Annotated in this window: 14 protein-coding genes; 5 read left to right on the forward strand and 9 right to left on the reverse strand. The window is 68.7% G+C overall.

Annotation, left to right across the window (positions count from 1 at the left end):
* The first annotated feature begins 260 nt into the window (after positions 1–260).
* The gene (locus ACTWQI_RS15345; protein WP_443270802.1) at positions 261–1,670 is read left to right on the forward strand and encodes a family 43 glycosylhydrolase; all 1,410 of its coding nucleotides are present in this window, start codon (positions 261–263) and stop codon (positions 1,668–1,670) included.
* Between the two features lie 252 nt (positions 1,671–1,922).
* On the opposite strand, the gene ACTWQI_RS15350 is transcribed toward ACTWQI_RS15345, so the two are convergent.
* The 7 genes from ACTWQI_RS15350 to ACTWQI_RS15380 all read right to left on the reverse strand — a co-directional run bounded on the left by ACTWQI_RS15350 (position 1,923) and on the right by ACTWQI_RS15380 (position 12,812).
* Positions 1,923–2,474 carry a hypothetical protein gene (locus ACTWQI_RS15350; RefSeq protein WP_443270804.1) on the reverse strand — a complete coding sequence of 184 codons (552 nt, stop codon included), beginning with the start codon at positions 2,472–2,474 and terminating at the stop codon, positions 1,923–1,925.
* On the reverse strand, positions 2,471–4,351 hold the full coding sequence (locus ACTWQI_RS15355; RefSeq protein ID WP_443270805.1) for a right-handed parallel beta-helix repeat-containing protein: 1,881 nt from the start codon (positions 4,349–4,351) through the stop codon (positions 2,471–2,473). The genes ACTWQI_RS15350 and ACTWQI_RS15355 overlap by 4 nt, the downstream gene beginning before the upstream one ends.
* 208 nt (positions 4,352–4,559) lie before the next feature.
* Positions 4,560–5,177: a TetR/AcrR family transcriptional regulator gene (locus tag ACTWQI_RS15360; protein ID WP_443270807.1), complete on the reverse strand. Its 618-nt coding sequence runs from the start codon at positions 5,175–5,177 to the stop codon at positions 4,560–4,562.
* An 878-nt stretch (positions 5,178–6,055) separates the two neighbouring features.
* Entirely contained in the window at positions 6,056–7,360 is a 1,305-nt protein-coding gene (locus ACTWQI_RS15365) for an extracellular solute-binding protein (protein WP_443270809.1), read from the reverse strand.
* Positions 7,361–8,113: 753 nt separating this feature from the next.
* Positions 8,114–8,377 carry a nuclear transport factor 2 family protein gene (locus tag ACTWQI_RS15370; RefSeq protein ID WP_443270811.1) on the reverse strand — a complete coding sequence of 88 codons (264 nt, stop codon included), beginning with the start codon at positions 8,375–8,377 and terminating at the stop codon, positions 8,114–8,116.
* A 123-nt stretch (positions 8,378–8,500) separates the two neighbouring features.
* Positions 8,501–10,960, reverse strand: coding sequence for a SpoIIE family protein phosphatase (locus ACTWQI_RS15375; RefSeq protein ID WP_443270812.1), 2,460 nt, complete (start codon positions 10,958–10,960; stop codon positions 8,501–8,503).
* A 280-nt stretch (positions 10,961–11,240) separates the two neighbouring features.
* A complete protein-coding gene (locus ACTWQI_RS15380; RefSeq protein WP_443270814.1) occupies positions 11,241–12,812 on the reverse strand; it encodes an acyl-CoA synthetase in 1,572 nt (523 codons plus the stop codon).
* A gap of 557 nt (positions 12,813–13,369) precedes the next feature.
* Here ACTWQI_RS15380 and ACTWQI_RS15385 point away from each other — a divergent pair.
* From ACTWQI_RS15385 to ACTWQI_RS15400, 4 genes are all read left to right on the forward strand, one after another.
* A complete protein-coding gene (locus tag ACTWQI_RS15385; RefSeq protein WP_443271033.1) occupies positions 13,370–14,944 on the forward strand; it encodes an amino acid adenylation domain-containing protein in 1,575 nt (524 codons plus the stop codon).
* On the forward strand, positions 14,941–16,251 hold the full coding sequence (locus ACTWQI_RS15390; RefSeq protein WP_443270816.1) for a hypothetical protein: 1,311 nt from the start codon (positions 14,941–14,943) through the stop codon (positions 16,249–16,251). The genes ACTWQI_RS15385 and ACTWQI_RS15390 overlap by 4 nt, the downstream gene beginning before the upstream one ends.
* 23 nt (positions 16,252–16,274) lie before the next feature.
* Entirely contained in the window at positions 16,275–17,042 is a 768-nt protein-coding gene (locus ACTWQI_RS15395; RefSeq protein ID WP_443270817.1) for an enoyl-CoA hydratase, read from the forward strand.
* A gap of 211 nt (positions 17,043–17,253) precedes the next feature.
* Complete coding sequence (locus tag ACTWQI_RS15400) at positions 17,254–19,812, forward strand: beta-L-arabinofuranosidase domain-containing protein (protein WP_443270819.1); 2,559 nt, start codon at positions 17,254–17,256, stop codon at positions 19,810–19,812.
* Between the two features lie 103 nt (positions 19,813–19,915).
* Here ACTWQI_RS15400 and ACTWQI_RS15405 read toward each other — a convergent pair whose 3' ends face one another.
* Both ACTWQI_RS15405 and ACTWQI_RS15410 read right to left on the reverse strand, forming a co-directional pair.
* Positions 19,916–21,640: a GH39 family glycosyl hydrolase gene (locus tag ACTWQI_RS15405; RefSeq protein WP_443270820.1), complete on the reverse strand. Its 1,725-nt coding sequence runs from the start codon at positions 21,638–21,640 to the stop codon at positions 19,916–19,918.
* A 77-nt stretch (positions 21,641–21,717) separates the two neighbouring features.
* Positions 21,718–24,558, reverse strand: coding sequence for a beta-L-arabinofuranosidase domain-containing protein (locus ACTWQI_RS15410; RefSeq protein ID WP_443270822.1), 2,841 nt, complete (start codon positions 24,556–24,558; stop codon positions 21,718–21,720).
* Positions 24,559–24,608 lie beyond the last annotated feature (50 nt).

Below are 24,608 nucleotides of genomic sequence, written 5' to 3' on the forward strand. Positions count from 1 at the left end.
GGCATGCGCTCGTCAACAGTCCCCGGCAAACAGCCCCGCCTGCCACGCGAGGGCGTGGGTACAGCACACGTGGACCGCGACACTCGCACAGAGAGCGGCAACCTTCAGGGTCCGCGGCGGCAACCCGATGACGGAGCATCATCCCCCACGTCGCCCGGCCGGTCACGTCCCCCACGCGCGTCAACAACGCCACCTTCCGCGCCGACAGTTCCTTCCGCGCCACCACTGCGTGGGCGTGACCGAAACCGAGGAGTGCCGCAATGATCCGACACCGTGCACGCGTTGTCCCGGTCGCCTTGGCCGCCCTGGCAGTCGGCTCCGGGGTCGTGCTGCCCGACCCCGCTGCGTACGCCGCCGCCACCATCCCGACCGGCGCGCGGTCGTTGGAATCGGTCAACTTCGCCGGTCGGTACGTCCGGACCCTCGACGGCCTCGGTCGAGTCGACCCGGTCACATCGGGCAGCTCGGCGCAGACCAAGCGGGACGCCACGGTCACCGTCGTCTCCGGGCTCGCCTCGCCGTCCTGCTACTCCTTCCAGGTGGCGGGCGCGACGTACCTGCGGCACCGGGACTGGCGACTGAGGGCGGAGACCAACGACGGCAGCGCGACGTTCCGCCAGGATGCGACGTTCTGCGCGGTGGACGGCTCGGTCACCGGCTCCGTCTCGCTGACGTCGTACAACAACCCGTCCCGCCGGATCCGGCACCGCAATTCGGAGCTGTGGGTCGACCCCTTCCAGGACACGGCCGCGTTCCGCGCCGACAGCTCCTTCCGGATCACCGCACCTTGGGCGCCGAAGACCAACAAGGGCCCGGTCATCCCCGGCCTGTACGCCGACCCGCACATCGTCAACTTCAACGGGCGCTACTACCTCTACCCCACCACCGACGGCTACGCGAGCTGGAGCGGCACGTACTTCAAGGCGTTCTCCTCGACCGACCTGGTGAACTGGACCGACCACGGGGTCGTCCTGGACCACGGGCCGGATGTGTCCTGGGCGGACAACTCCGCCTGGGCCCCGGCGATCGCCGCGAAGAACGGCCGCTACTACTTCTACTTCAGCGGCGGGGCGGCCAGCGGCAACACCGCCAAGCAGCTGGGCGTGGCGGTGGCCGACTCACCCACCGGTCCCTTCCGGGACGCCCTCGGCCGCCCGCTGATCCGTAGCGGCCAGTTCCCCGGCCAGGCGATCGACCCGATGGTGTTCACCGATGACGACGGCCGGTCCTACCTGTACTGGGGGCAGGGCAGGGCCCACGTGGTGCGGCTCAACAGCGACATGATCTCGTTCGACGCGGGGCAGGTGCGCACGATCACGCCGCCGGGCTACAACGAGGCCTCCTTCGTGTTCAAGCGCAACGGCGTGTACTACTTCATGTGGTCGGAGGGCGACACCCGCAGCGAGGACTACCGGGTCGCCTATGCCACCGGATCTTCGCCGCTCGGCCCATGGACCAAGCGCGGCGTGGTGCTCCAGAAGCGGCTCGGCGCGGGCATCAAGGGCACCGGCCACCACTCCGTCGTACGGGCACCCGGCACCGACACCTGGTACGTCGCCTACCACCGGTTCGCCGTGCCGGGCGGCAGCGGGACCAACCGGGAGACCACTATCGACCGGATGGAGTTCAATTCCGACGGCACCATCCGCCCGATCATGCCCACCCTCTGACCCGTCAGGAGGTCCCAAGCGGCATCAACGGTCTCGTCTGCCGACCCTGACCATCACCGTGGTCGGTCCATTCGCCGCCGGGGGCCGGTGCGCAGCATCACCACGTACGTGTGCACCCACAGCCGGGGCGAGCCCCTTGGAGTGGGATGTCATGGGTGGGAAAGGACTGACGTTCGTGATCGGCGCGGCGGTCGCCGGGCCGGCGCTGCCCAGTGCGCCGGCGGCTCAGCGAGTCGGCCCCGCCCCCGAGCATCAGGCCGGGGAGCGGGTGGCGCTGTTGGAGCGCGGGCAGCGCTTGTCCCGAGGGGACTGGGTACGGATCCGCTCGGGGAGATCCACGACGGCCGTATGCGGCAGCACACCGGCGGTTCGCACCTTGACCGGCACCTCGCCGACCATGCTCGCGGCACGCGAGGAGACCCGTTCGCAGCCGGTCATCAAGAGCGACAGCCGGACGACTTCGTCATGGCCGGGTGCCACGGTGAACGTGCTGTCACCCGACTCGTCGGTGAGTCTGCGGATCTGCAGCATCGTTGCCTCATGCTCCGGTCTGCCGACACCGGCGATGGTGACCGGGAGCGCGGACGCGTTGTGCATCGTGAAGGTGTACGTGAGCAGGTCACGGTCGACGTACCGGATCTCACGAACCGGGCCGCCCGCGATCGGGTAGATCGCGCTGGCAGGCGTGCCGGCCACCGACGTCGGGCCGCGCCCGGCGAGTGGGTGCCCCGTGAGGGTGACCAGCCCGCCGAGCGTCGCGGTCAGCGCTACCCCGCTGGACACCACCGCAGTGCGCTTCCTCATGCCGCACCGCGCCGCGCGCGGCGGCGAACGACCGTACGGCCAATGAGGAATGCCGTCATGAGCGTGACCAATCCTGAGACACCGGCCAGGACCGCCCCCTCAGCCCGGGTGCTCTGGGCAGCGAGCGGCTGCAGGCCGTCGCTGTCGGACTTCGTCGGCTCCTTGGGGTCCTCGAACCAAGAGCAGCCGGGCGGGTTCCTCCAGTACTCGTCGTCGCGGTTGTACTGGATGCAGGTGAGGAAGTCCGAGTCCTTCACCACCGACGTGCCCGGCACGAACTTCGAACCACCCAGCTCGCAGCTGGCCGGCGCGGTCACGAAGTTGGTCTTGGGGCTGCTGCCGTACGCGGAGGTGTTGCCCTCCCAACAGTTGCCCACGCCCTCGTCGTCCCACCAGAAGTCGATGCCGTTGAGGTCGGACTTGTCGTCGCCGTCGGGGCCGAAGCCCATCTTGTTGCCGACCCAGTGGTTGTGATTCGACGTGTCGTACAGCTTCGCCGGGTCGTACTCGTCCCGGATCGGGGCCGGGGCCCACAGCTGCATGGCACCGGCGCGCCAGTTGCCCCAGATCTCGTTGTTCTCGATCAGGTTGTAGTTGCCGCCGGCGATGAGCACACCGGTGCCAACCGGCATCGGAATGACCGGGCACACGACGCCCTCCAGGTACTTTCGTTCGGCCATCGGCCGCTCGCATGCACCGGTCTGCACGTACTCCTTGTAGTAGTTCCGGTTGTTGTTCCAGATCTTGTTGTGCGACCAGCGGGCGTGGTCCTGCGGCATGCCGGGGTGACCGGGGAAGACCGAGTCGGTGGCCATGCCGAGCAGGTTGTCGTGGACCCGGTTGTGGTGCGCGTGGACCGAGTTGCCGGCGGTGCCGGAGTAGCCCAGCGCGTTGTGGTGCATGTCGTTGTTGAAGATCTCGATCGAATAGCGCATGTCGGCGCCATGCCCGAACTTGTCGTTCGTCGCGTTCACGTCGGACGCCGAGCCGGGGTACACGCCGGAGTCCCCGTTGTAGTAGGTGTCGGTGTTCTTGATGACCCCGTGGTCGCTGGCGAAGGCGAGGATGCCGTACTCGTCGGTGGCCCTGGCCGTGACCCTGTCGATGACGAAGCCGTCGGTCTCCAGCACGTACAGCGCATTGAACTCGGCCTGCTGCACGGAGAAGTTGCGCAGGTAGAGGCCACCGGCGCGGTCGGCGCGGAACGCGTTGAGTTTGCGGAACCTGCCGTCGATGACGACGTCCTCAGGCTTCACGCCCGTGCCTTCGATCTGCAGACCGCACCGCGCGCTGTCGCAGTAGATGCTCTCGTCGTCGGGGGTCTGGTCGCCCATGACGGCGATCATGTTGAGGTTGTGCGGGCACTTGAGCTGATCGGCGTACGAGATCGCCACCGGCTGGCCCTCTTCCTCGGAGCCGGCGACGCCGGCCTTCGGGGCCAGTGAGCCGATATAGGAGGTGGCGTCGCCCAGCGGATCGGCCTTGCCATTGCTGAGGTCGCAGTCCCCCTCGGGCTTCATGCCCGCGTACTTGTCCTCCGTGTACGTGCCGGGCAGCACGTAGACGGTCGACTGCTGGACCTGGACGGCGTTGACCGCGTCTTGGATGGAGTTGAAACGGCACTCCTTCAGCAAGCGCTGGTTCTGGGTCTTGACCGTCCCCTTCGGGAACGCCGAGATCAGTCCCGCGGACTCCGGTTGACAGACGACCAGCCGGTTCTCGGCCGGATACGAACGGTAGGTGGGCACCGCGCCCTTGCCATCGGGGAAGTGAGACTCGCGTTCTTCGTGTGCGCTTGCCATGCCGGGCGCGGCCAGCGCCGCGCCCGCGGCGATGGCGACGACGGCTGCCGCTCGCCAGATGCGGCCAAGACTCATGACTGGCCTCCTTGGAGGGGTCGGCTGGCCGCACGCTCCGCCGTCAGCCGGGCCGATGGATGCCGCGCAACGCCGCCCGCCGTCGACCACATCGTCCGTTGCGGCGTTCCGGAATGGGGCGCTCCGGAAGGATGACTTGTGCGACCGTCTTGGTCAAGAGTCCAATCTCAAGGAGAGGGACGATCGGCTCGATCTGCGGTGCGTTGCCCTACTCCGGACTGGCCGGGGCGTGCCGCGGCCGGGCGCGCTCGGCCAGATGGTCAACGGCCTCGCCGAGCACCGCCTGTGCCTTCTCGCTGTCCCGCTCCACCAGCCAGAGGAGCGTGACTCCCTCGACCGCGGTGTGCGCATACCGGGCGAGGATCGGCAGCGGCACGGTCCACTCGATCCGGCAGGCGCCGGCGATGGCCTCGAGGAATTCCGTCATGGCGGAGAGGTACGCCGCGTACTGCCGGCCGGCCGCCTCCTCGAAGCCTGGCTGGCGCAGGGCAAATTGGGTGAGTTCGTAAGTGAGCAGGTGTTCCTCGGGGTTGGCCTCGACGTGCGACCAATACCCCTGGAGGCTCGCGTGGATGGCGTCCCGCACCGTCCGGTGATCCCCCACGACTTGCATGGCCGCGGTGCGACTGTGCTCGACGAGGGCCTCCATGACCGTCTGCAGCAGCTCCTGCTTGGACCGGAAGCAGTAGTGGAAGAAGCCCAGCGGCATGCCGGCCTCGGACACGATGGCCCGTGTCGTAGCCCGGGCGACGCCGTCCCGAGCCATGACGCGGATCGCGGCCTCGACCAATTGTGCCCGGCGCACGTCGGCGGGCAGCCGTGCCATGAGCTCCTCCGGTGCAGAAGAATCAACCGAGAGGATCCTAATTCGCCTTCTGACCAGGACGTAAAACGTGATCCGTGCTCCCAGCCCCTGACGATGTCGCCGAAGACGACACGACCGGCTGCGTGGCCGGCTCGGCGTCGGCCGCAAGCGCGGACCGGTCCAGAGCGACGGTCAGCCACCGGTTCGTGCCGTCGGTGACGACCTTGCCACGAGGTCGGCCTGGTCGTCGCCGGGAGCAGCGGCACATGGTCATAGCGCCGAGGTTCATGCGTCCGAGCAGATCCAGGGCCCGCAGCCCTTCGTCCTCCGGCAGCTTCTTCCCGCGTACCAGACCACGCAACGTCGAAGCGCACTCCAGATCGGCGGCATGGGCGCAGCGAGGCGTCCCCCGGCCATCACAGCGCGCACTCGATCGACGACAAGGTGTCGAGCCGACCATGGCCACCAGTTCACCCGCCGCACGGGGTGGACAGGCACCCCTGGGAGCGCTGGGGGACTCAGTAGGTGTTGTTGAACTCTGACCGTGAGGTCTGACCGGCTGGATGATCTGGGTTGTGACGTCTGGCGGGGTGGGCCGGCAGTACTGCCGGGAGTGTGGTGATCCGCTTCCGCCGACGATGGCGGCGGAAGCGGTGTTCTGCTCGGGTCGGTGCAGGTCACGGCGGTGGCGGAGGCTTCAGGGGGCCCGGCAGCGGGTGATCGCGATGCAGCGTGGAGACCGGATCCTGCAGCGGCTGGCGGCCGAGCACGGATCGTCACCGCCTCGTCGGCACCCCGAGGCGCCGGGCGCCTGGCGCTGCTGGCGGGCGGCCGGAGGCGCGGCAAGCGATGTACCGGTCCTGGTGGCGCCCCTGTGGCCCCTCCGTCATACCGCCCACCTACTCGGAGTCCTCGGAGGCGTTCTCTGTGGCGTCGGGCTCGCGCTGGAGCTGTTCCAGCACGCTCGCCGGGTCACCGTCGCGTTCCACGACCCCGCCGATCGACTCCTTGAGGTCGGCCGCGACCGACCCCCAGGACCGCTTGTACGCCGGGTAGTACACCGCGGTCGGCTGCTGGGCGAGGAACTCCCAGAGCTTCCGGTGTTTCTCGTCGGCGCGCATCGCCTCGGAGGCGGAGGTGGTGACGGGCAGCAGGTCGTACTGGTCGGCGAACTGCCGGACGTTCTTCTCGCTGTACGCGAAGTCGAGGAACTTGCCGACCGCCTCGCGGTGGCCGCGCTTCTTGAACGCCATCATCCAGTCGGCGACGCCGGTCGTCGCCCCGGAGAGCCCGTTCTTGCTGGGCAGCGGTGCCGTGCCGTACTTCACGCCCTTGTCGTCGACCTGCTGCATCAGCGTCGGGTGGCCGTTGAGCATGCCGACCTCGCCGCGGGTGAAGGCGTCGAAGACGTCCTGCCGGTCGGTCCTGCCGGGGTGGGGGTTGGTGAGGCCCTTGCCCACCAGCTCGTCCCGCAGCCACTCGAAGGTGCGGACGTTCTCGGGGGAGTCGATGGTGTAGCCGCCGTGGGCGTTGGTGTAGCCGCCGTCACCGCTGAGGATCCAGTTCAGGGTCTCGGCCTGCGCCTCCTCCGGACCGAGCGGCAGTCCGTACGGGATCTTGACCCCGGCCCGCTTCAGGGCCGCGGCGTCACGCCGCAGGTCATCCCAGGTCCGCGGCGGCTCGGTGATGCCGGCCTTGGCGAAGAGCTCCTTGTTGTAGAAGAGCACGCGGGTGCTGGCGACGAACGGCAGTCCGTACTGCACGCGGCGCACCCCGCGGTGCACCTCGCCAGCCTCCGCGAGGGCGGGGAGGAAGTCGGCCTGGGTGGCGATGGAGAGCAGCTGGTCGGCCCTGTAGAGCAGGCCCTGGTCGGCGTACTCGGCGTAGGTGTCGATCTGGGCGATGTCCGGGGCCTCGCCGCGCTTGACCATGGCGGCGACCTTCTTGGCGACCTCGTTCCAGCTGTAGACGTCGACGTCGACGGTGACACCGGGATTCTTGGCCTCGAACTCCATGGCCAGGCTCTCCCAGTACAGCCGGGAGCTGTTGCCGGGCCGGTCGCCATAGTCGGCCGCTACGAGCTTGAGGTCGACGTCACCGATGTCGTCGCCGCCGACGGATTCGAAGCGTCCGCAGGCAGAGAGGGTGAAAGCCATGGCCGTCGCAATGCCTGCTGCCAAGACCCTCGAGTACCGCCGCTCCACTACGCCTACCGCCTTGTCATGGGGTGCACAACACACCGGAACCCCGCCGTTCCCGAGGGTGCGCGGATCCGGGCCGCAAAGAGCCCATACTACGATTCATCTCGTTTTAGTCGACCCCTTCCATCGCCCTGATCGCGACCGACCGGCACCTCACCGGGAACGGCGGAGAACGGCGGGAAAACCCTCCGACACGAAAGTGGACTAGACCTACCGGAGGCTCGCACGGGGTAGACGGCGCTCTGCTGCACGAAGCGCGGCAGCCGACCGGCTGCGGCGGGCGCCCGACGTGGTCGTCGCGTCGGTCCTCGCCTCCGCCGCCGAGCTGCGCGACGTCGGCGTGCGATGGTTCGGCGAGGGCGCCGCCAACCTTGGCTGGGCGGTTTTCCCTCCGCGGGTGGCAGCCCGCGATGCGCGGGCAGAGAGCCGGAGACAGGGAAGCAGACCAACCCGCGTGACACCAGCGGCGGCCCGCTGATGACGACGGCCCCCGCCGCAGTGCACGCTCCGGGTGGCAGATGGCGCGGGAGACGATGCATGATCACCGTCGTGACCCGGCGTCTGACCAAACAGGCTCGCCCCGACCGGTCACGACCGGCCCGGGCGGACTAGCGATCCGCTGACCAGTTCAAAACACTCACTCAGGGAATCGAGGCATGAACAGGCAGAACTTCAAGACTGTCGGGCTCCGGTGTCCCAGCCTCGCGGAGATTCTGTTGGAATGCGGGGTTCTCCATCATCACGCGGAAGTCTTCCTCAGATTCCCACACATCGACGACCACCATGCCATCGCGGGTTTTTGCGCATGTGTGCGAGATCCGGCGCGATTTCGGGGGTGTCGATGTGCGACTGGAAGCTGACTACGACGCCCTCGATGCCTCGGTAGCGATCACCCCACGGCAGCTGGTCGGTTTGATAGATCTCCACCGTGGGGTCGAGGAGGCCCAAGAAACCGTCGATGTCTTTACGGCCGAATGCGTCATAGAGGGAGCGCACCACGTCGATGATGCTCGAGTGCACGGGGGCAGGCAGGCCATGTCAGCCATCGGCCGCGCGCCGAGAAAAAGGCCAACCAATGATGGGTCCGCCAAGGCATGGCACAGGGGAATGCGCGCCGTGTGACGCCGCCCGCCCTGATACCGGTCAGGCCGGGGTGGGGAGGGGTTCCTCAGCCCAGATGACCTTGCCGGTTGGGGTGTGGCGGGTGCCCCAGCGCTCGGTGAGCTGGGCGACCAGCAGGAGCCCCCGCCCGCCCTCGTCGAAGACGCGGGCCCGGCGCAGGTGCGGAGCAGTGTTGCTGCCGTCGGAGACCTCGCAGATGAGTGTCGTGTCCCGGATCAGGCGCAGCTGGATGGGGCTGCCGCCGTAGCGGATGGCGTTGGTGACCAGTTCGCTGACGACCAGCTCGGTCACGTACGCGGCTTCGTCCAGGCCCCAGGCGGCCAGTCGGTCGGAAGCCTGCCTGCGAGCGTAGGAGACCACGGCCGGGTCCGCGGGCAGGTCCCATCTGGCGACCTGGTCGGCGTCCAGGGCGCGAGTGCGCGCGAGCAGCAGGGCGATGTCGTCGGTGGGGCGCTCGGGCAGCAGGTCGTGCAGCACTGCATCGCAGGTCTCGTCCAGGGACGGGGTCGGCCGGGCGAGCGCGTTGCTCAGGAGCGCGAGACCGTCATCGACATCGCGGCCGGCCGATTCGATCAATCCGTTGGTGTACAGGGCGAGCAGGCTGCCCTCGGGCAGGTCGAATTCCACGACCTCGAAGGGAAGACCGCCCAGGCCGAGCGGGGGTCCGGCGGGCAGGTCCAGAACTTCGACGCTGCCGTCGGGGCGTACGACGACGGGCGGCGGGTGAGCGGCCCGGGCGAGCGTGCATCGACGAGACACCGGGTCGTAGACCGCGTAGAGACACGTCGCGCCGATCTCTCCGGCGCTCGACGCCTCCGGCCCCACGCCTCCCGACGTCTCCACCCGGTCGAGCCGGATCACGAGATCGTCCAGCCGGGTCAGCAGCTCATCCGGACTCAGGTCGACGTCCGCGAGGGTGTGCACCGCCGTACGCAGCCGGCCCATGGTGGCGGACGCGTGGACGCCGTGACCGACTACGTCGCCCACCACAAGGGCGACCCTGGCGCCGGACAGCGGGATCACATCGAACCAGTCGCCGCCCACGCCCGCCCTCGAACCCGCGGGCAAGTAGCGCGAAGCGATCTCTACGGCCGACTGCGGGGGCGTGCGCTGCGGGAGCAGGCTGCGCTGGAGGGTCAGTGCGGTGGCGCGCTCACGGGTGTAGCGGCGGGCGTTGTCCACGCACACGGCAGCCCTGGTCCCGATTTCCTCGACAAGGAGCACATCGTCGTCGTCGAAGGGATCGTCGGTGCGGTGGCGGAAGTACAGCGCGAGCCCGAGGGTGATGCCCCGCGCGACCAGCGGCACCACGATGCTCGAGTGGATACCGAACCGGCGGACGCTCCGGGCGCGAGCCGGGTAGCCCGCCGTCCACATCCGTATCGTGGAGGCGTCGAGGCGATGCCTCGAGGGCCGTCCGGTGCCCAGGGCATTGGACGGGGGTGAATGCACCGGGAAGGTGTGCACCTCTCCGATCTCGAACGCCGCCTCCGGGCAGCCTTCCAGTACGGACTGCTGTGCTACGCGGCGCAGGACGGGGGGCCCGGCGGACGGGATCTCGTCCGCCTCCTCACCACGCAGTACGGAGTCGAGCAGATCCACCGTGACGAAGTCGGCGAACCGGTCGGTGCCGATGTCCGCGAGCTCCTGTGCGGTGCGGGGCAGATCCAGCGTGCTGCCGATGCGGATGCTCGCTTCGTTCAGAATGGCCATGCGGCGGCGCGCCCAGTACTGATCGGTGGTGTCGTACACCGCGGCGGACACACCGTGCACCTGCCCGGCGGCGTCCCTCAGCGGGTAGAAGTACATGGACCAGGCGTGCTCCCGGACCTCGCCAGGCGTACGGCCGAAGGCCTCATTGGACAGGATGGTCCCCGTCCGCATGGTCTGCTCCATGAGCCGGTCGAACTCCTGGAAGTTGGGGTGGCGCTGCACCTCCCTCAGGCGCAGGCCGCGCATCTGCGCCTCGGTCTTCGACAGCATGTCCGTCATCGCCTCGTTGGCGCCGACGAGGCGCACCTCGCGGTCGTAAACCGCCACGGGTATCGGGAGCTGGGCCAGCGCCCACTCCTTCAGCACCGCCGCACCCGGCTCGTCCGGGCCCGCCGCACCCGATCGTTGCGCAGCCTCCGGGGCCGCGGCCGACAGGACCCAATGGGCGTCTCCTTGCGAGTCGAGCAGCGGATGTGCCTGGAGCAGCACCTCCAGGCGGCGGCCGTCCTGGTGCCGCACCGCGATCCGGCAGCTCCATTCCTTCCGATCGGTACAGCTTCGCCGGGCAGCCGGGGGGAGCTCTTCCGCAAGCAGGTCGGCAGCGGCCTGCCCCACCACCTCGGCGGGCTCGTACCCCAGCAGCTGCCGGGCCTCGCCGCTCCACGCCGTGACGACGCCGTGCGCATCCAAGGACGCTACGGGCACCTCGGGGAGCGTACGCGCATCGCCCGGATCCCGGCCCTGCCGGCCTCCGGCGTCTTCGGCCATGGGCGCTTCTTTCGTCCCTCACGCAACGTTCGCACGGAATACGATGTGTCGACCGATCTATTACGGTCTGCTCTCAGCATCGTTCCCCGACCAGGCATTCTCAAGCGCCGGGACGCCTCCGCCGCCCGGCACACCGCCACGGCCCCTGGACGGCACCAGGCCGGGGCAGAACCACCCCCATCGTCGAGGGCGGAAGGCCCGGCTGGGCCCGGCTGCCACCCGCCGCAGCCCGGTCTGCGCCCTCGGCACATCCCGGATTCCCGGCCGGCCCTTGCCTCCCTCAGGCCCCGGATTGCTGCTCGACCTGCTGACGCAGAGACGCCTTGGCGAGCTTGCCGCTGGCGGTCCGGGGCAGCCGGTCCATGAGCATCACCTTGGTGGGGAGCTTGTAGTGGGCGAGGTGACGCCCGGCGAAATCGCTCAGTTGCCCCACGGTGGGTGCGGTGCCCGGCTCGCAGGCGAGGACGGCCAGCACGGCCTCTCCCCACTCGGGGTCGGGGATACCGATGACGGCCACCTCCGCCACGCCGGGGTACTCGATCAGGACCCGCTCGACCTCCGCGGGATAGACGTTCTCGCCGCCGCTGATGATCATGTCCTTGATCCGGTCGACGACGTAGTAGAAGCCGTCCTCGTCGCAGTAGCCGACGTCGCCGGTGTGGAACCATCCCGCCTCGTCGAAGGCCTCGTGCGTGGCGGCCGGATTGTTCCAGTAGCCGGGAGTGACGTTCGGGCCTCGCACGCAGAGCTCGCCACGGGCCCCGGGTTCATTGATCACCGCTCCACTGCCGGGGGCGAGAAGGCACACCTCCGTGAACGGCATGGGGGCGCCGCAGGAGCCGGTCTTTTCCAGAGTGAGGTCGGCGGGCAGGTAGGTCGCGAAGGGGGAGGTCTCGGTCAGCCCCCAGGCCTGCTGAAGGAGAATGCCGTGCTCCGCGTAGTCGCGGATGAGCTGGGGTGGCACAGGTGCGCCGGCCACGATGGCGGAGCGGAGTCCGCTGAGATCCGCCTCGGCGAAGCCGGGCGTTCGGGCCAGGGCGGCGAACATCGTCGGTACGGCGAACAAGCCTGCCACGCGGTACCGGACGAGGTCCTCAACGCACTGCGCTGGGTCGAAGGCGCGGCGGACGACAACAGTGCCGCCGCGCACCAGGGTGCGCAGCGTCAGGGCGTTCAGACCACCGATGTGGAAAAGCGGGGCCACGGCCAGGGTGGTGTCATAGCGCCGGGTGTCGAGCACGCTGTCCACGTTGACGGCGTTCCACCAGAGATTGCCGTGGGTGAGCATGACGCCTTTGGGCCGCCCGGTGGTGCCGGAGGTGTACATCAGCACCGCCAGGTCCTCGCTGTGTAGCGCCACGGGCTCCAGGTCGGGGCGAGCCGAGCCCAGGAGCTCGGACAACCGTGTCCACAGCGGGGCGACCTCGGTGACACAGGGGCATGCTGCGTCGGTGTCCACCAGCACATGCAGGCGAGCGGGCACCTCCGTCCGGATGGACTCCACCAGGCCCCTGTGGCTCTCCTCGACGATCAGTGTGTGCGCTCCGCAGTCCATCAGGATGTCGCGCACCTCATCTGCCGCGAGCCGAAAGTTGACGGGCACGAAGACCGCGCCGAGGTGGGCGCCCGCGAGCAGCGCCTGCAGCAGCACGGCACTGTTGAAGCCGAGGTAGGCGACCCGGTCGCCACGGCGCAGTCCGCCCTGGGCCAGGCCGGTGGCCATTTCTCGCACGGTTCGGGCGACCTCGGCCGCAGAAATCTCAGTGCCCTCATAAACGAGGGCGGTGGTGCCGGCTGCGTAGCGGGACCGGCGATACACCGCGGCTGCGGGGCTGATGTCGACGGCTGACATGACGGCTCCTTCACGACGATGCTCCCTCCGGTGGCCGTCTCAGTTCCGCAGGGCGGCCTCCACAGCTGGCAGATACTCCTCGCCTTGAAGCTTGCGACGCTTCGACGTTAGTCCAGATTCCGACATTTTGGACGAGAGCATCGAGCTACACACGCGTGAAGCCGGAGTCCTTGGCGGGCTGACGCCAAGCGCGGCGGCCGGCGGCGCCGGGGCATCATCGAATGGCCGGTTCGCGCCGTCGGGCCATCTTTCGCAGACGCTGTAACGGTCCTTAAGCTCTCAACCACTGGGACAGCAGTTCTCGTTGTGCCACATGATGCATTCATGTGCAGCCAGGACTGAACCCCGACCGCACCCGGTGCCCGGTTGACGCGAGCCCTGAAGTTTGTCCGACATGCCGAACGAGATCCGGCTAGACGAACGACCGTCACGTGAAGGGATCAGATGCGATGTACCAGGAGCTCACCGAGCGGGCAGGGTCGGCGACGACCGCGCCGAACGCTCATGTCAGAAGGAGCCAGGTATACGGAGCAGACCAGGCAGAGCGGCCAGGCCGGATACGTCGGTCCACGCCCCTCCTTGACCATCTCTCGGACCGCGATCGCCGCCTCTTCCAGCGGTTCGGCCAAGGGCCGTCCGAGCCCGTGCCGTACTCCTGCATCCACCATGCGTTCGAGCGCCATGCCGCCGCACACCCGCATGCCATCGCCGCCGAGCATCTGGGCACCACGATCACCTACGGCGAACTGGACCGCCAGGCAAACCGGCTCGCGGGCCGGCTGGCGGCGCTGGGCGTACGCCCTGGCGATCGAGTCGCGTTATTCGTCCGCCGCTCGATCCCCATGCTCGTCGGCCTCCTGGCAACGCTGAAGGCCGGGGCGGCTTACGTGCCCCAACAGCTCGGCGTCGCCCCGGAAGCCCAGCTCCGGCATGTCATCCGCACGGCGTCGACGCGGGTGATCCTGACGCTCTCCGGCGCCATGGACCTCGTCCCGGTGCCCGACGGCCATGTCCGCGTCGCCATCGACAGGGTGATGGCCGAGCCGTTGCGGCAGCTCCCTCATGACCACGGCGTCTTCGAGCCGGACCGGCCCATCGGCCGGGACGACGGCTGCTATGTGCTCTTCACCTCCGGCACCACGGGGCAGCCCAACGGCGTCACCGTCACGCACCGGAACATCTGCAACATCCTCCTCACCGAGCCGGGCGGCCTCGGGATACGCCCCGGCTGGCGCGTCGGCCAGATCCTCAACATCGCCTTCGACATGGCCGCGTGGGAAATCCTGGGGTGCCTCGCCCACGGCGCCACGCTCGTCATCCGGGACAAGGACATCGCCGAGACCGTGCAGCACGTGGACGTGGTCATCGCGACACCGACCGTCCTGAGCTCGGTCGACCCCGACCGTTGCCGCCAAGTGAAGATCGCGGCCGTCGCCGGGGAGCCGTGCCCGCGGCAACTGGCCGACCGGTGGGCCCGCTTCTGCACCTTCTACAACTCCTGCGGCCCGACGGAGACGACCATCGTCAACACCATGCAGCGCCACGACCCCGCGGCCCCGCGCCTCACCATCGGACGACCGACCCCCAACAACACCGTGTACGTCCTCGACGAGCAGCTGCGCCCCTGTGCCATCGGCGAGACCGGCGAAATGTGGGCAGGCGGCGACTGCGTATCGGCCGGCTATCTCGGCAACCCCGCGCTCAATGCCGAGCGGTACGCGCCGGATCCGTTTCTCGGCGGCGGACGGACGATGTTCCGGACCCGCGACCTGGGACGTTGGACGGACGACGGCGAGCTCGAACACCTCGGCAGGACCGACGACCAGGTCAAGATCCGCGGATTCCGCGTTGAGCTGGATTCCGTCTCCGCCGTCCTGGAATCCGTCCCCGGATGCGCCCGCGCGGTGACACTGAAGCTGGACGACACCGGGCTCGTCTCCTTCGTCTCCCCCGGCCACATCGATCCCGAGGCGGCGCAACAGGCCGTCGCCGCCGCGCTCCCCTACTACTGCACGCCCTCGGCCGTGCATTCCCTCCCCGCGCTGCCCGAGACCTGCCGCGGGAAGATCGACAAGGCGGCGCTGCTGCGTCTGGCCGTGGAGCGTCGAGCCGAGGCCGGAGTGGCGTCATGACGCCACTCCGTACCGCCGAGGCCGGCGCTCCGGCCGGAGCGGACCTCGAACTCCCGCCGCAGACACCGCCGTTACGACGGATCCTCAAGGATCCGCGCCTGATGCACTACAACCGCCTCATCGCCCTCGTTCTGACGGTGAACCTGGTCCTCCTGCCGTACGGCCTGAGCGACGGCGGCATCGCACCGTCCACCCTGTCGTACGCCGCCCTGGCGAACTTCTCGCTCGCCGTCCTCATCCGCCAGCAGTACGTCATCAACCTGCTGTTCCGGCTGGCCACGCGGGCACCCACCAGCTGGCCGCTGAAGATCCGGTGGACATTGGCGAAGGTGTACCACTTCGGAGGGCTGCACGTCGGCGGCGCCGTGGCGGGAACGCTCTGGTTCCTTGCCTTCACCGGCTCGCTGATCCACCAGGGGGCGTCCACCGGGATGATCGCGGTCTCCTGCGCGCTGGTGGCGCTGCTCGTCGCCCTCGTGGCCACGGCAGTGCCGCCCTTCCGGGCGCGGTTCCACGACACCTTCGAGAAGGTGCACCGCTTCGGCGGCTGGGCGGCACTGGCGCTGTTCTGGGCGCAGACGGTGCTGTTCGCGAGCAGCCAAGGCAGTCCCCTGGTGATGGCACCGAGCATGTGGATACTCGCCGTCCTCACCATGAGCATCGCCCTCCCGTGGCTGCGCCTGCGCAGGGTGCCCGTCTCCATCGAGCGGCCGTCGTCGCATGTGGCGCTGGTCGGCTTCAACCACGGGGTGACGCCCTTCGCCGGGTCCTCGACGGCGATCAGCCGCAGTCCCCTGCTGGAGTGGCACTCGTTCGCCAATGTCCCGGCCCCCGGGGAGGCGGGTTTCCGCCTCACCATCTCGCGTGCCGGGGACTGGACGGGGTCGTTCATCGACGACTGCCCGTCGCACGTGTGGGTGAAGGGCATCACCACTGCTGGTGTGGCCAACATCGAAACACTTTTCACCAAGGTGATTTACGTCGCCACCGGCAGCGGCATCGGACCGTGCCTGCCCCACCTCCTGGCCCAGCAGGTGCCGGCGCGTCTGGTGTGGGCGACCCGCAGCCCCCGTACGACCTACGGCGACGCGCTCGTCGACGAGATCCTGGCCGTCCAGCCCGACGCTGTCATCTGGGACACCTCGCAAAACGGCAAGCCCGACATGGTCCGGCTGGCGTACAGCGCGTACGAGTCCTTCGGGGCCGAGGCCGTCATCTGCATCTCGAACAAGAGGCTCACGTGGCAGGTCGTCCACGGCATGGAGTGCCGTGGCATCCCCGCGTACGGAGCCATCTGGGACTCGTAACAGCAGTCGCAACGGAGGCAGTCATGAATCTTGTCAAGATCGAGCAGGACGGCCGGGTCGTCACCGTGCGCCTGCACCGACCTGAGGTGCTCAACGCGCTCAACAGCGAGCTGATGACCGACATTGTCAGCACATTGCAGCCGCTCGACCGGGATCCCGGCGTCGGCTGCTTTCTCATCACCGGTTCCGAGCGGGCGTTCGCGGCCGGCGCCGACATCAAGGAGATGGCCCCCAAATCCTCGGTCGACATGCTGGAGGAGGACTTCTTCGCCGGCTGGGACGCCTTTGCGAGCTTGCGCACGCCGAAGATCGCCGCGGTCTCCGGCTATGCGCTGGGCGGCGGCTGCGAGCTGGCGATGATGTGCGACTTCATCATCGCCGCGGAGAGCGCCACGTTCGGACAACCGGAGATCAAGCTCGGGGTGATTCCGGGCATCGGCGGGACCCAGCGCCTGACGAGGCTGGTCGGCAAGGCCAAGGCGATGGACATGATCCTCACCGGGCGCACCATGGACGCCGAGGAGGCCGAGCGCTCGGGTCTGGTGGCTCGCGTGGTTCCCGCCGACCGCCTGATGGCGGAGGCCTCGGCCGCGGCCGCGGCGATCGCCTCGTACGGCAAACCGGCAGCCATGGCGGCCCGTGAGGCGGTGGACCGGGCCCTCGAGGTGTCCCTCCGGGAAGGCGTCCTGTTCGAGCGCAGGACCTTCCATGCGCTGTTCGCCACACAGGATCAGACGGAGGGGATGCGGGCATTCCTGGAGAAGCGCGAGCCGCGGTTCACTGGCCGGTAGGCCTGGGTTGCGCGGCGCACCGGACGCCCGACGGTGGCCGGTGCGCCGCAGCGCGTCAGCCGACTTCCGCCTCCGCACGCACTGTTGACATCGCCAGGCAGATCCCTAGCGTGAACCCCGCACAGCATGTCGCACAACATTCGGTATTTCGAACAAGGCTTGGTGGTGGAGGAGCACCGCCGCCTTGTGACTTCGGCATGCGGAGGATTTCGTGAACCCATCTCTCGGCAGACGGCACTTCCTCGCGGCCACCGGCACGGCCGCGGCGGGAGCGACCCTGGCCACGGCGGGCGGCGGTACCGCCCACGCCGCGACCGGAACCGGAACCGGAACCCGAGCCGCCCCGGCCGCGGCCACGCCCGTGTGGCCGTTCCCCCTCGCCGCGGTGACCCTGCTGGACAGCCCGTTCCGGGACAACCAGCAGCGCAACTCCGCCTATCTGCGCTTCGTCGACATCGACCGGCTGCTCCACACCTTCCGCACCAACGTCGGCCTGCCCAGCAGCGCCCAGCCGTGCGGCGGCTGGGAGGGGCCGAACGTCGAACTGCGCGGCCACTCCACCGGTCACCTGCTCTCCGGCCTGGCCCTGACCTTCGCGGCCACCGGTGAACAGGCGCTGGCCGACAAGGGCCGCCGGCTCGTCGCCGCCCTCGCCGAGTGCCAGGCCGCGTCGCCGGCCGCAGGCTTCGGCAGGGGCTATCTGTCCGCGTTCCCGGAGAGCTTCTTCGACCGACTGGAGGCCGGGACCGGCGTGTGGGCGCCGTACTACACCATCCACAAGATCATGGCAGGTCTCGTCGACCAGCACCGGCTGGCCGGCAGTGACCAGGCCCTCGAGGTCGTGCTCCGCCAGGCCGAATGGGTCGACCGGCGCACCTCGAAGCTGTCGTACGAGCAGCTGCAGCGCGTTCTGGACACGGAGTTCGGCGGCATGAACGACGTGCTCGCAGACCTGCACGCGATCACCGGTGACGCCCAGTGGCTCGACGTCGCCGAACGCTTCACCCACGCTCGCGTCTTCGACCCGCTGGCCAGGAACGAGGACCGACTCGCCGGGCTGCACGCCAACACCCAGATCCCGAAGGCGATCGGCGCCGTGCGGCTGTGGGAGGAGGGCCTGGCAGACCGCTACCGCACGATCGCCGAGAACTTCTGGCAGATCGTCACCGACCACCACACCTACGTCATCGGCGGCAACAGCAACGGCGAGGGCTTCCACGAACCGGACGTCATCGCGGGCCAGTTGTCCAACAACACGTGCGAGAACTGCAACAGCTACAACATGCTCAAGTTGACCCGGCTGCTGCACTTCCACGCACCCGACCGAACGGACCTGCTCGACTACTACGAGCGGACCCTCTTCAACCAGATGTTAGGCGAGCAGGACCCGGACTCTGCCCACGGCTTCAACATCTACTACACCGGCCTGGCGCCCGGCGCCTTCAAGCAGCAGCCGCCCTTCATGGGACCGGACCCGGACGTCTACTCCACCGACTACGACAACTTCTCCTGCGACCACGGCTCGGGCATGGAGACGCAGGCGAAGTTCGCCGACACGGTCTACGCACACGACGACCGTCGGCTGCTGGTCAACCTCTTCATTCCCTCCCAGGTCGTCTGGCGTGAGAAGGGCATCACCTGGCGGCAGACCACCCGGTTCCCCGACCGGTCCTCCACCGTGCTGACCGTCACCGCCGGGCAGGCTTCGCACCGGCTCCTGATACGCATCCCCTCCTGGTCCTCCGGCGCCCGGGCGACCCTCAACGGCGTCGCCCTGCCCGACCGTCCGAAGCCGGGCAGCTGGCTCACCCTGGACCGCGCCTGGAGCACCGGCGACCGCGTCGAGGTGTCGCTGCCCATGCGCACCATCGTCGCGCCGACGCCCGACGACCCCGACGTACAGGCGGTGCTGCACGGCCCGGTGGTGCTTGCCGGGGCGTACGGGGACCTGGCGACGCCGCGGATGCCGCGCCTGGACGTCACGTCCGTACGGCAGGAGTCGCAGGAGCCGCTGCGCTTCACCGCCCGTGCCGACGGCAAGGAGGTCGCGCTGCTGCCGATCGCCCGCGTGCACCACCAGCGCTACCACGTCTACTGGCTGACCGGCGAACCGCCCTCCCCACCTCCGGAGTTCGCCGCCTGGCACCGCTTCGACGAGACCTCCGGCACCACGGCCGCCGACACCACCGGCAACGGGAAGACGGCGCGACTGGTCGCCGGCGCCTCCTGGACGACGTCCGGCCGAATCGGCGGAGGCGTGACCCTGGACGGCACCGGCGGCTACGTCGACCTGGCCGACGACATCCTGGCGGGCGCCTCCGCCTACACGGTGGCCACCTGGGTGAAGCTCGACGGGCAACCGGGCGCCTGGAGCCGGATCTTCGACATCGGCACCGGCGTCACCGCCAACATGTTCCTGACCCCCCTCAGTGGCGACGGCACCCTCCTCTACGCCATCACCGCCGGCGGCGGAGGAGCCGAGCAGCGCATCAACGCCGACCCGTTGCCCACCGGGCGCTGGGTGCACGTGGCGGTCACGTACGGCAGCGGCACCGCCGTCCTCTACGTGGACGGCAAGGAGGCGGGCCGCAATGCGAACATCACCGTGGAGCCGCGCTATTTCAGCAACCACATCCGCGCCGCGTACATCGGCAAGTCCCAGTACGGCGCCGACCCCTACCTGAAGGGGGCGGTCGACGATTTCCGCGTGTACGGCAAGACCTTGACGGCCACCGAGATCAAGGCACTGACCCAGGTGGCTTCCGCGTAGGGCATGGCGCACGTGGCCGTACTTGCCCAACACGGCCGTACTCACATCCTGGACGGGGCTGCTCAGCCTGCCGCCGAGCGGCCCCCGAGTTCGCCTGTTGCCCTTACCAGGAGATGGCGAGGAGGGCCACGCCCTGGCGGGGCAGCTGCGTCTTCACCGTGGCGCGCCCGTTCGACACCGGTACCGTTTCCGGCTGGCCGATGGCCTGGAGCCGGCCTGCCGCGCGCAGCTCGGCCATTTGATCAGGCGTCGGCGTGGCCGGTGATCCCATCCGCTGCCAGGCGGTGTACGCGTTGCTGTGCCGGTCGTCGATGCGGTACTGGGTAACGCGGGCACCGGCGGCAGCTGCAGCAGGCAGTCCGCTCAGGTTGAAGCTGATGGCCGCGTCCGGCCCCTGCACGTCGTCGTCGTGGTAGTTCCAGGCCAGCACGGACATCTGGTTGCCGTTCCGGGCCGCCATGGCGGAGACATCGGGCCGGGCTCCGCGTACGCCGGTGCTGAGCATGGTGTCCAGGGGCACCTCGTGGGAGCTTTTGACAGCGAGCCGTTGTCCGCTCATCTTGCCCATCATCCGGAACGCGTTGAACGCCGGAACGTTGATGCCGCCCTCGGTGGACATCACCCGGAAGCCTGCGAACATCGGCTGGTCCTCGAACTCGAAGGCCCACGTCAGCGCGCCCTCCAGGTTGACGCCGATGCGGTCGGCGAGCTGATGCTTGCGGGCGAAGCTGGCAGCGGTGTAGCTGGCGTACAGCGATGAGTTGCGGTACGCGTTCTGCGGGTAGACGGCTGACGAGCAGGCCGCGCAGCCGTCCGGGTCGGACTCGCCGATGACGATCGGCTTGTTCTTGTACTCGGGGTACGAGGCGACGATGTCGAAGCCGTCCCGGACAGCGCGCAGGTGGTTGGCGATACCCATCCGGACATGGCCGTCGACGACGCTGGGCGATCCCTTGGCGTGGAACGACACGAAGTCCAGCGCGGGGCCGACCCGGCCGGTGGCGTAATTGGTGCCGCGCAGCGTGTGCGTCAGGAAGTCACGCTGGAACTGCCCGCCCGGTCCGGCGGTGTCCGCGCCGCCGATCTTCGCGTTCGGGATCGCCCGACGCAGCCCGTCGATCGCGTAGTCGTGCAGTTTGCGGAACTCGGCAGCGGTGCCCTTCCAGTAGCCTGCGTTGGACTCGTTCCAGACCTGCCAGTACCAGGTCGCGACCTCCGCGCGACCGTACCTTTCCACGGAGTGCTTGGCCCACTGGTAGACCAGCTCGCGCCACTTGTTCCAGTCCTTCGGCGGGTACGCCCAGCCGGTGAAGATGTCGTCGTAGGGATCGCCGGGCTTCCAGTGGTGCTGGTACGGCTCGGGCTTGGTGGACAGCGCCTTGGGCATGAAGCCGATCTGTACATAGGGCTTCACGCCGTGTTCGAGATACGTGTCGAAGATGCGGTCGACGATCGTCCAGTTGTAGATCGGTTTGCCCTGGGCGTCCTCGGTGTACATGTTCGTGGAGCCCCACTTGAGCGCGGGTTTGCCGTCTCCGGTGACCATGAGGCTGTGAGCGCGGAAGTAGGTCTGCGCCGGACCCAGGTCGCCGATGTCGCCGAGCAGTTCCCGACCGTCGGGCAGGTACGCGTAGTTGGGTTCGTCCGCGCCGAAGAACCGGTACACAGGCTTGAGCGGGCCGCGGTTCGCCGCGGCGTCGATGTCGACGGTGACCGGCAGTGGCGCGGCCGTCGGCGTACCGAGGACCCGGAATTCATGGAAGCTGGGCGAGGTCAACAGCGCGACAGCAATGAGCCCAACTATCAGCCGTCCGGATATCCGATTCATCAGCACGCTCCAGTGGTGGGGGGTCACACATGCCGGCTCACGGTTGGGCCGGAGCCGGCGGTCAGTGCGGTCCGTCGTCAGGACACGTAGGAAGCGTTCTTCGCGGTGTTCACCACCTTCGTGCCGTCCCCAGAACTCAGCCGCCCGGCGGCCACCCAGGAATCCACCGTGGTCTGGACGTGCTTGACCAGCGCGCTCTTGTTCGTGAAGGGAGCGGCGGACCAGATCTCGTCGAGCAGCGTGATGCCGTCGGACTTGGCCGGGTTGGCGACGCCGGAGTCGATCTTGCCGAAGACCACCTTGGGCTCGGCCCGCTGGAAGTAGGCGTGCGTCGGGTCCTCGGTGCCTTCGAAGAAGGGCGCGAACTCGACGCCGTCGAGCGTGTAGTGGAGGGGCTTGCCGGACACGGGGGTGAGTGTGGGCAGCAGGTCGCCGGAGAGGGCGGCGTTGCGGTAGAGCCCGAACCGGAGGTACGCCCTGCGGGTGTCGCGCGCCACCAGGTTGACAGGTCCGTAGAACAGGGTCTGGATCTCCGGCTTGTCGAGAGCCTTCTCGACCCGCAGCCGGAACGGGATGGAGACACGGACGGTGTCTCCGTCGCGCCAGGTGCGGGACACGGAGAAGTAGCTGCCGGGGACGGGGTCCGCCGTCACCTTCTTGCCGTTGACGGTCACCGTGAACCCACGCTTCGCCCAGGCCGGTACGCGCAGCCGCAGGTCGAAGGCGGCGCTGCCGCCCCGGACGGTGAGCCTGGTGCCTTGTTCCCTCGGGTAGTCGGTGGTCTGCGTGACGGTGACGCCCTTCTCGGTCCAGGTCAGCGTGGACGGGCTGTAGAGGTTGACGTACAGGGCGGTGCCGTCGGCCTTCTTGAAGTACACCGAGTCCTGGTACTTGGTGGCGCTCTCCATGCCCGTGCCCTCGCAGCAGGTGGTCCCCGCCTTGGGCGTGTAGTCGCGCACATGGCCGGGCAGCAGGCCGATGAAGTACGTGACGAGCGGCTTCTCCGGGTCGGCCTTGTCCTGCTTCGAGCCGAGGACCTGGTTGTACAGGGCTCGCTCGTAGTAGTCCATGTACTTCGGGTCCTGCTCGTGGAAGAACAGCATCCGGCTCAGCTTGAGCATGTTGTACGCACAGCAGGTCTCGGCGTTGGTGTCGCTGAGCGTTCCGGCGATGACCCCACGCGCCTTCCAGAACTCACCGGTGCTGGTGCCGCCGATGCCGTACATACGGGTCGGGACCACCATGCCCCAGAAGTTCCTCGCGGCGGTGAGGTAGCGCTGCTCCCCCGTCTCGTCGTACAGCCGCAGCAGCCCGGTGAAGATGGGGATGTGCTGGTTGGCGTGGAGGCCGTCGAGGGTGTCCTTGCCCGCGGCGCAGGCGTCGATGAGCTTGTCGAGGTCGAAGAGGCGGGCCAGCGCCAGGTGTTGGGCCTTGCCGGTGATCCGGTACAGGTCGCAGATCGCCTCGACGATCCCGCCGAACTCACCACTGGAGAAGATGCCCCACATCCGCTGCCGGGTGCTCTCCGGCAGCTTGGACAGCCGGGAGTACATCCAGTCGCACATGCCGGAGGCGAGGTCGAGCGCCCGGGCGTCGGCGGTGTTGAGATAGGCGTCGAGGACACCGCGCAGGAGCTTGTGCACCGTGTAGTACGGCGCCCACACCACGGTGTAGTCGCCGCTGGTCATCGACTCCAGGGTGATGAACTGCGTCTCCGGGTACGCCGCGAGGAAGCCGGGGTGGCTCGGTCCTCCCCAGGTCCGGCGCAGGGTGGCGTGCCGGCCGCGGCCCGAGGAGTCGGCGAAGGTCCCTCCACTGGTCTCGTTGAACCTGTACGAGGCCAGATCACCGGCGCCCGCGGACGACTCGCCGGCGGGTTTGCTCTGCAGCCCCGCGATCTCGGTGGCGGTCAGCGCCCGCGACCAGAAGTTGACCTCGTCGAAGACGCCGGCGAAGACCGGGTCGGAGGAGTAGTTGGACCGGCCGAGCCAGTTGTTCTTCAGGGCGCCGAGCGCCGCCGGGTTGAGGCTCATCGCGGTGTTCCGGGCGACCGCGGTGCCGTTGACGTAGAGCGTCCCAGTGGTGCCCGTGATCGTCACCGCCACGTGGCTCCACTGGTTCAGCGGAAGCGGCGCGGTGCCGCCCAGCCCCTGCTCGCTGTCCGGGCCGTTGGTCGTGATGGCGAAGCGCGGGACCCCGTCCGCGTTCCGGGCAGCCAGGTAGAGGTAGCGGGTGGTGTCGTTGCCGAAGTCGAAGATCCGGGCCCAGTTCGTGTTGTGGGTGGGCTTCACCCAGGCCGCGAGCGTCACGGCCGCGGCGCCGCCGAGGACGCCCGCCGGCAGATCGACGTACTGGTAGGAGCCACGGACGTTCTCCGCGGCCGTACCGAACTTGCCGGAGACGCTCAGCACAGCCGGGTTGCCCCGGAGCGCCTCGCGGACCTCGGTCAGCGCTCCGATCATGGAGCGGATCTTGTCGGCGTAGACCTTCTCGCCCGTGTCGGCGTAGGCCTGGGAGAGCATGGTGAGGAAGTGGCCGGTGTAGTGGCCGCGGAGGTTTCCGTTGGCCTCACCGTCGAGGCCCTCCCAGCCACCGGGAGCCACCGCGCCGCGGGTGGAGAGCCCCGCGTTGGCGCGGAAGACCTGCAGCAGCCGGTCCACGTCGTAGCCCCGGCCGTGGTCGAGCATCAGGGCGCGCTTGGTGGTGAAGATGCCTTCGCGCAGCGCCACGTCCTTGAGCGCGAACGGCTGCAGGGTCCAGGCGGACGGGGCGGTGAGTGCGGCGGTCGACTCGCCCGCGCCGAGCACGGAACGCGGGGTTGGCGTCGCCCTGCCTGCGGCGACGGAGGACATCACAGGTGCCGCGGCCGCGAGAGCTGCGGCACGAAGGACGGCTCGCCTGGCAAGTGGGGGTGCCATGGATGCCTCTTTCTCTGGCTGCGGGTGTTCGAAATGCCGTACATGGTTCG

Origin of the sequence: Streptomyces sp. KR80 (assembly GCF_052245555.1) — a bacterium.
Classification (GTDB): domain Bacteria; phylum Actinomycetota; class Actinomycetes; order Streptomycetales; family Streptomycetaceae; genus Streptomyces.

Excerpts from the sequence above, each read along its gene's own strand:
- ACTWQI_RS15395 (WP_443270817.1), top strand. The coding sequence starts at position 16,275 with ATGAATCTTGTCAAGATCGAGCAGGACGGCCGGGTCGTCACCGTGCGC.
- ACTWQI_RS15360 (WP_443270807.1), bottom strand. The coding sequence starts at position 5,177 with ATGGCACGGCTGCCCGCCGACGTGCGCCGGGCACAATTGGTCGAGGCC.
- ACTWQI_RS15355 (WP_443270805.1), bottom strand. The coding sequence starts at position 4,351 with ATGAGTCTTGGCCGCATCTGGCGAGCGGCAGCCGTCGTCGCCATCGCC.
- ACTWQI_RS15345 (WP_443270802.1), top strand. The coding sequence starts at position 261 with ATGATCCGACACCGTGCACGCGTTGTCCCGGTCGCCTTGGCCGCCCTG.
- ACTWQI_RS15410 (WP_443270822.1), bottom strand. The coding sequence starts at position 24,558 with ATGGCACCCCCACTTGCCAGGCGAGCCGTCCTTCGTGCCGCAGCTCTC.
- ACTWQI_RS15390 (WP_443270816.1), top strand. The coding sequence starts at position 14,941 with ATGACGCCACTCCGTACCGCCGAGGCCGGCGCTCCGGCCGGAGCGGAC.
- ACTWQI_RS15375 (WP_443270812.1), bottom strand. The coding sequence starts at position 10,960 with ATGGCCGAAGACGCCGGAGGCCGGCAGGGCCGGGATCCGGGCGATGCG.
- ACTWQI_RS15380 (WP_443270814.1), bottom strand. The coding sequence starts at position 12,812 with ATGTCAGCCGTCGACATCAGCCCCGCAGCCGCGGTGTATCGCCGGTCC.
- ACTWQI_RS15405 (WP_443270820.1), bottom strand. The coding sequence starts at position 21,640 with ATGAATCGGATATCCGGACGGCTGATAGTTGGGCTCATTGCTGTCGCG.
- ACTWQI_RS15350 (WP_443270804.1), bottom strand. The coding sequence starts at position 2,474 with ATGAGGAAGCGCACTGCGGTGGTGTCCAGCGGGGTAGCGCTGACCGCG.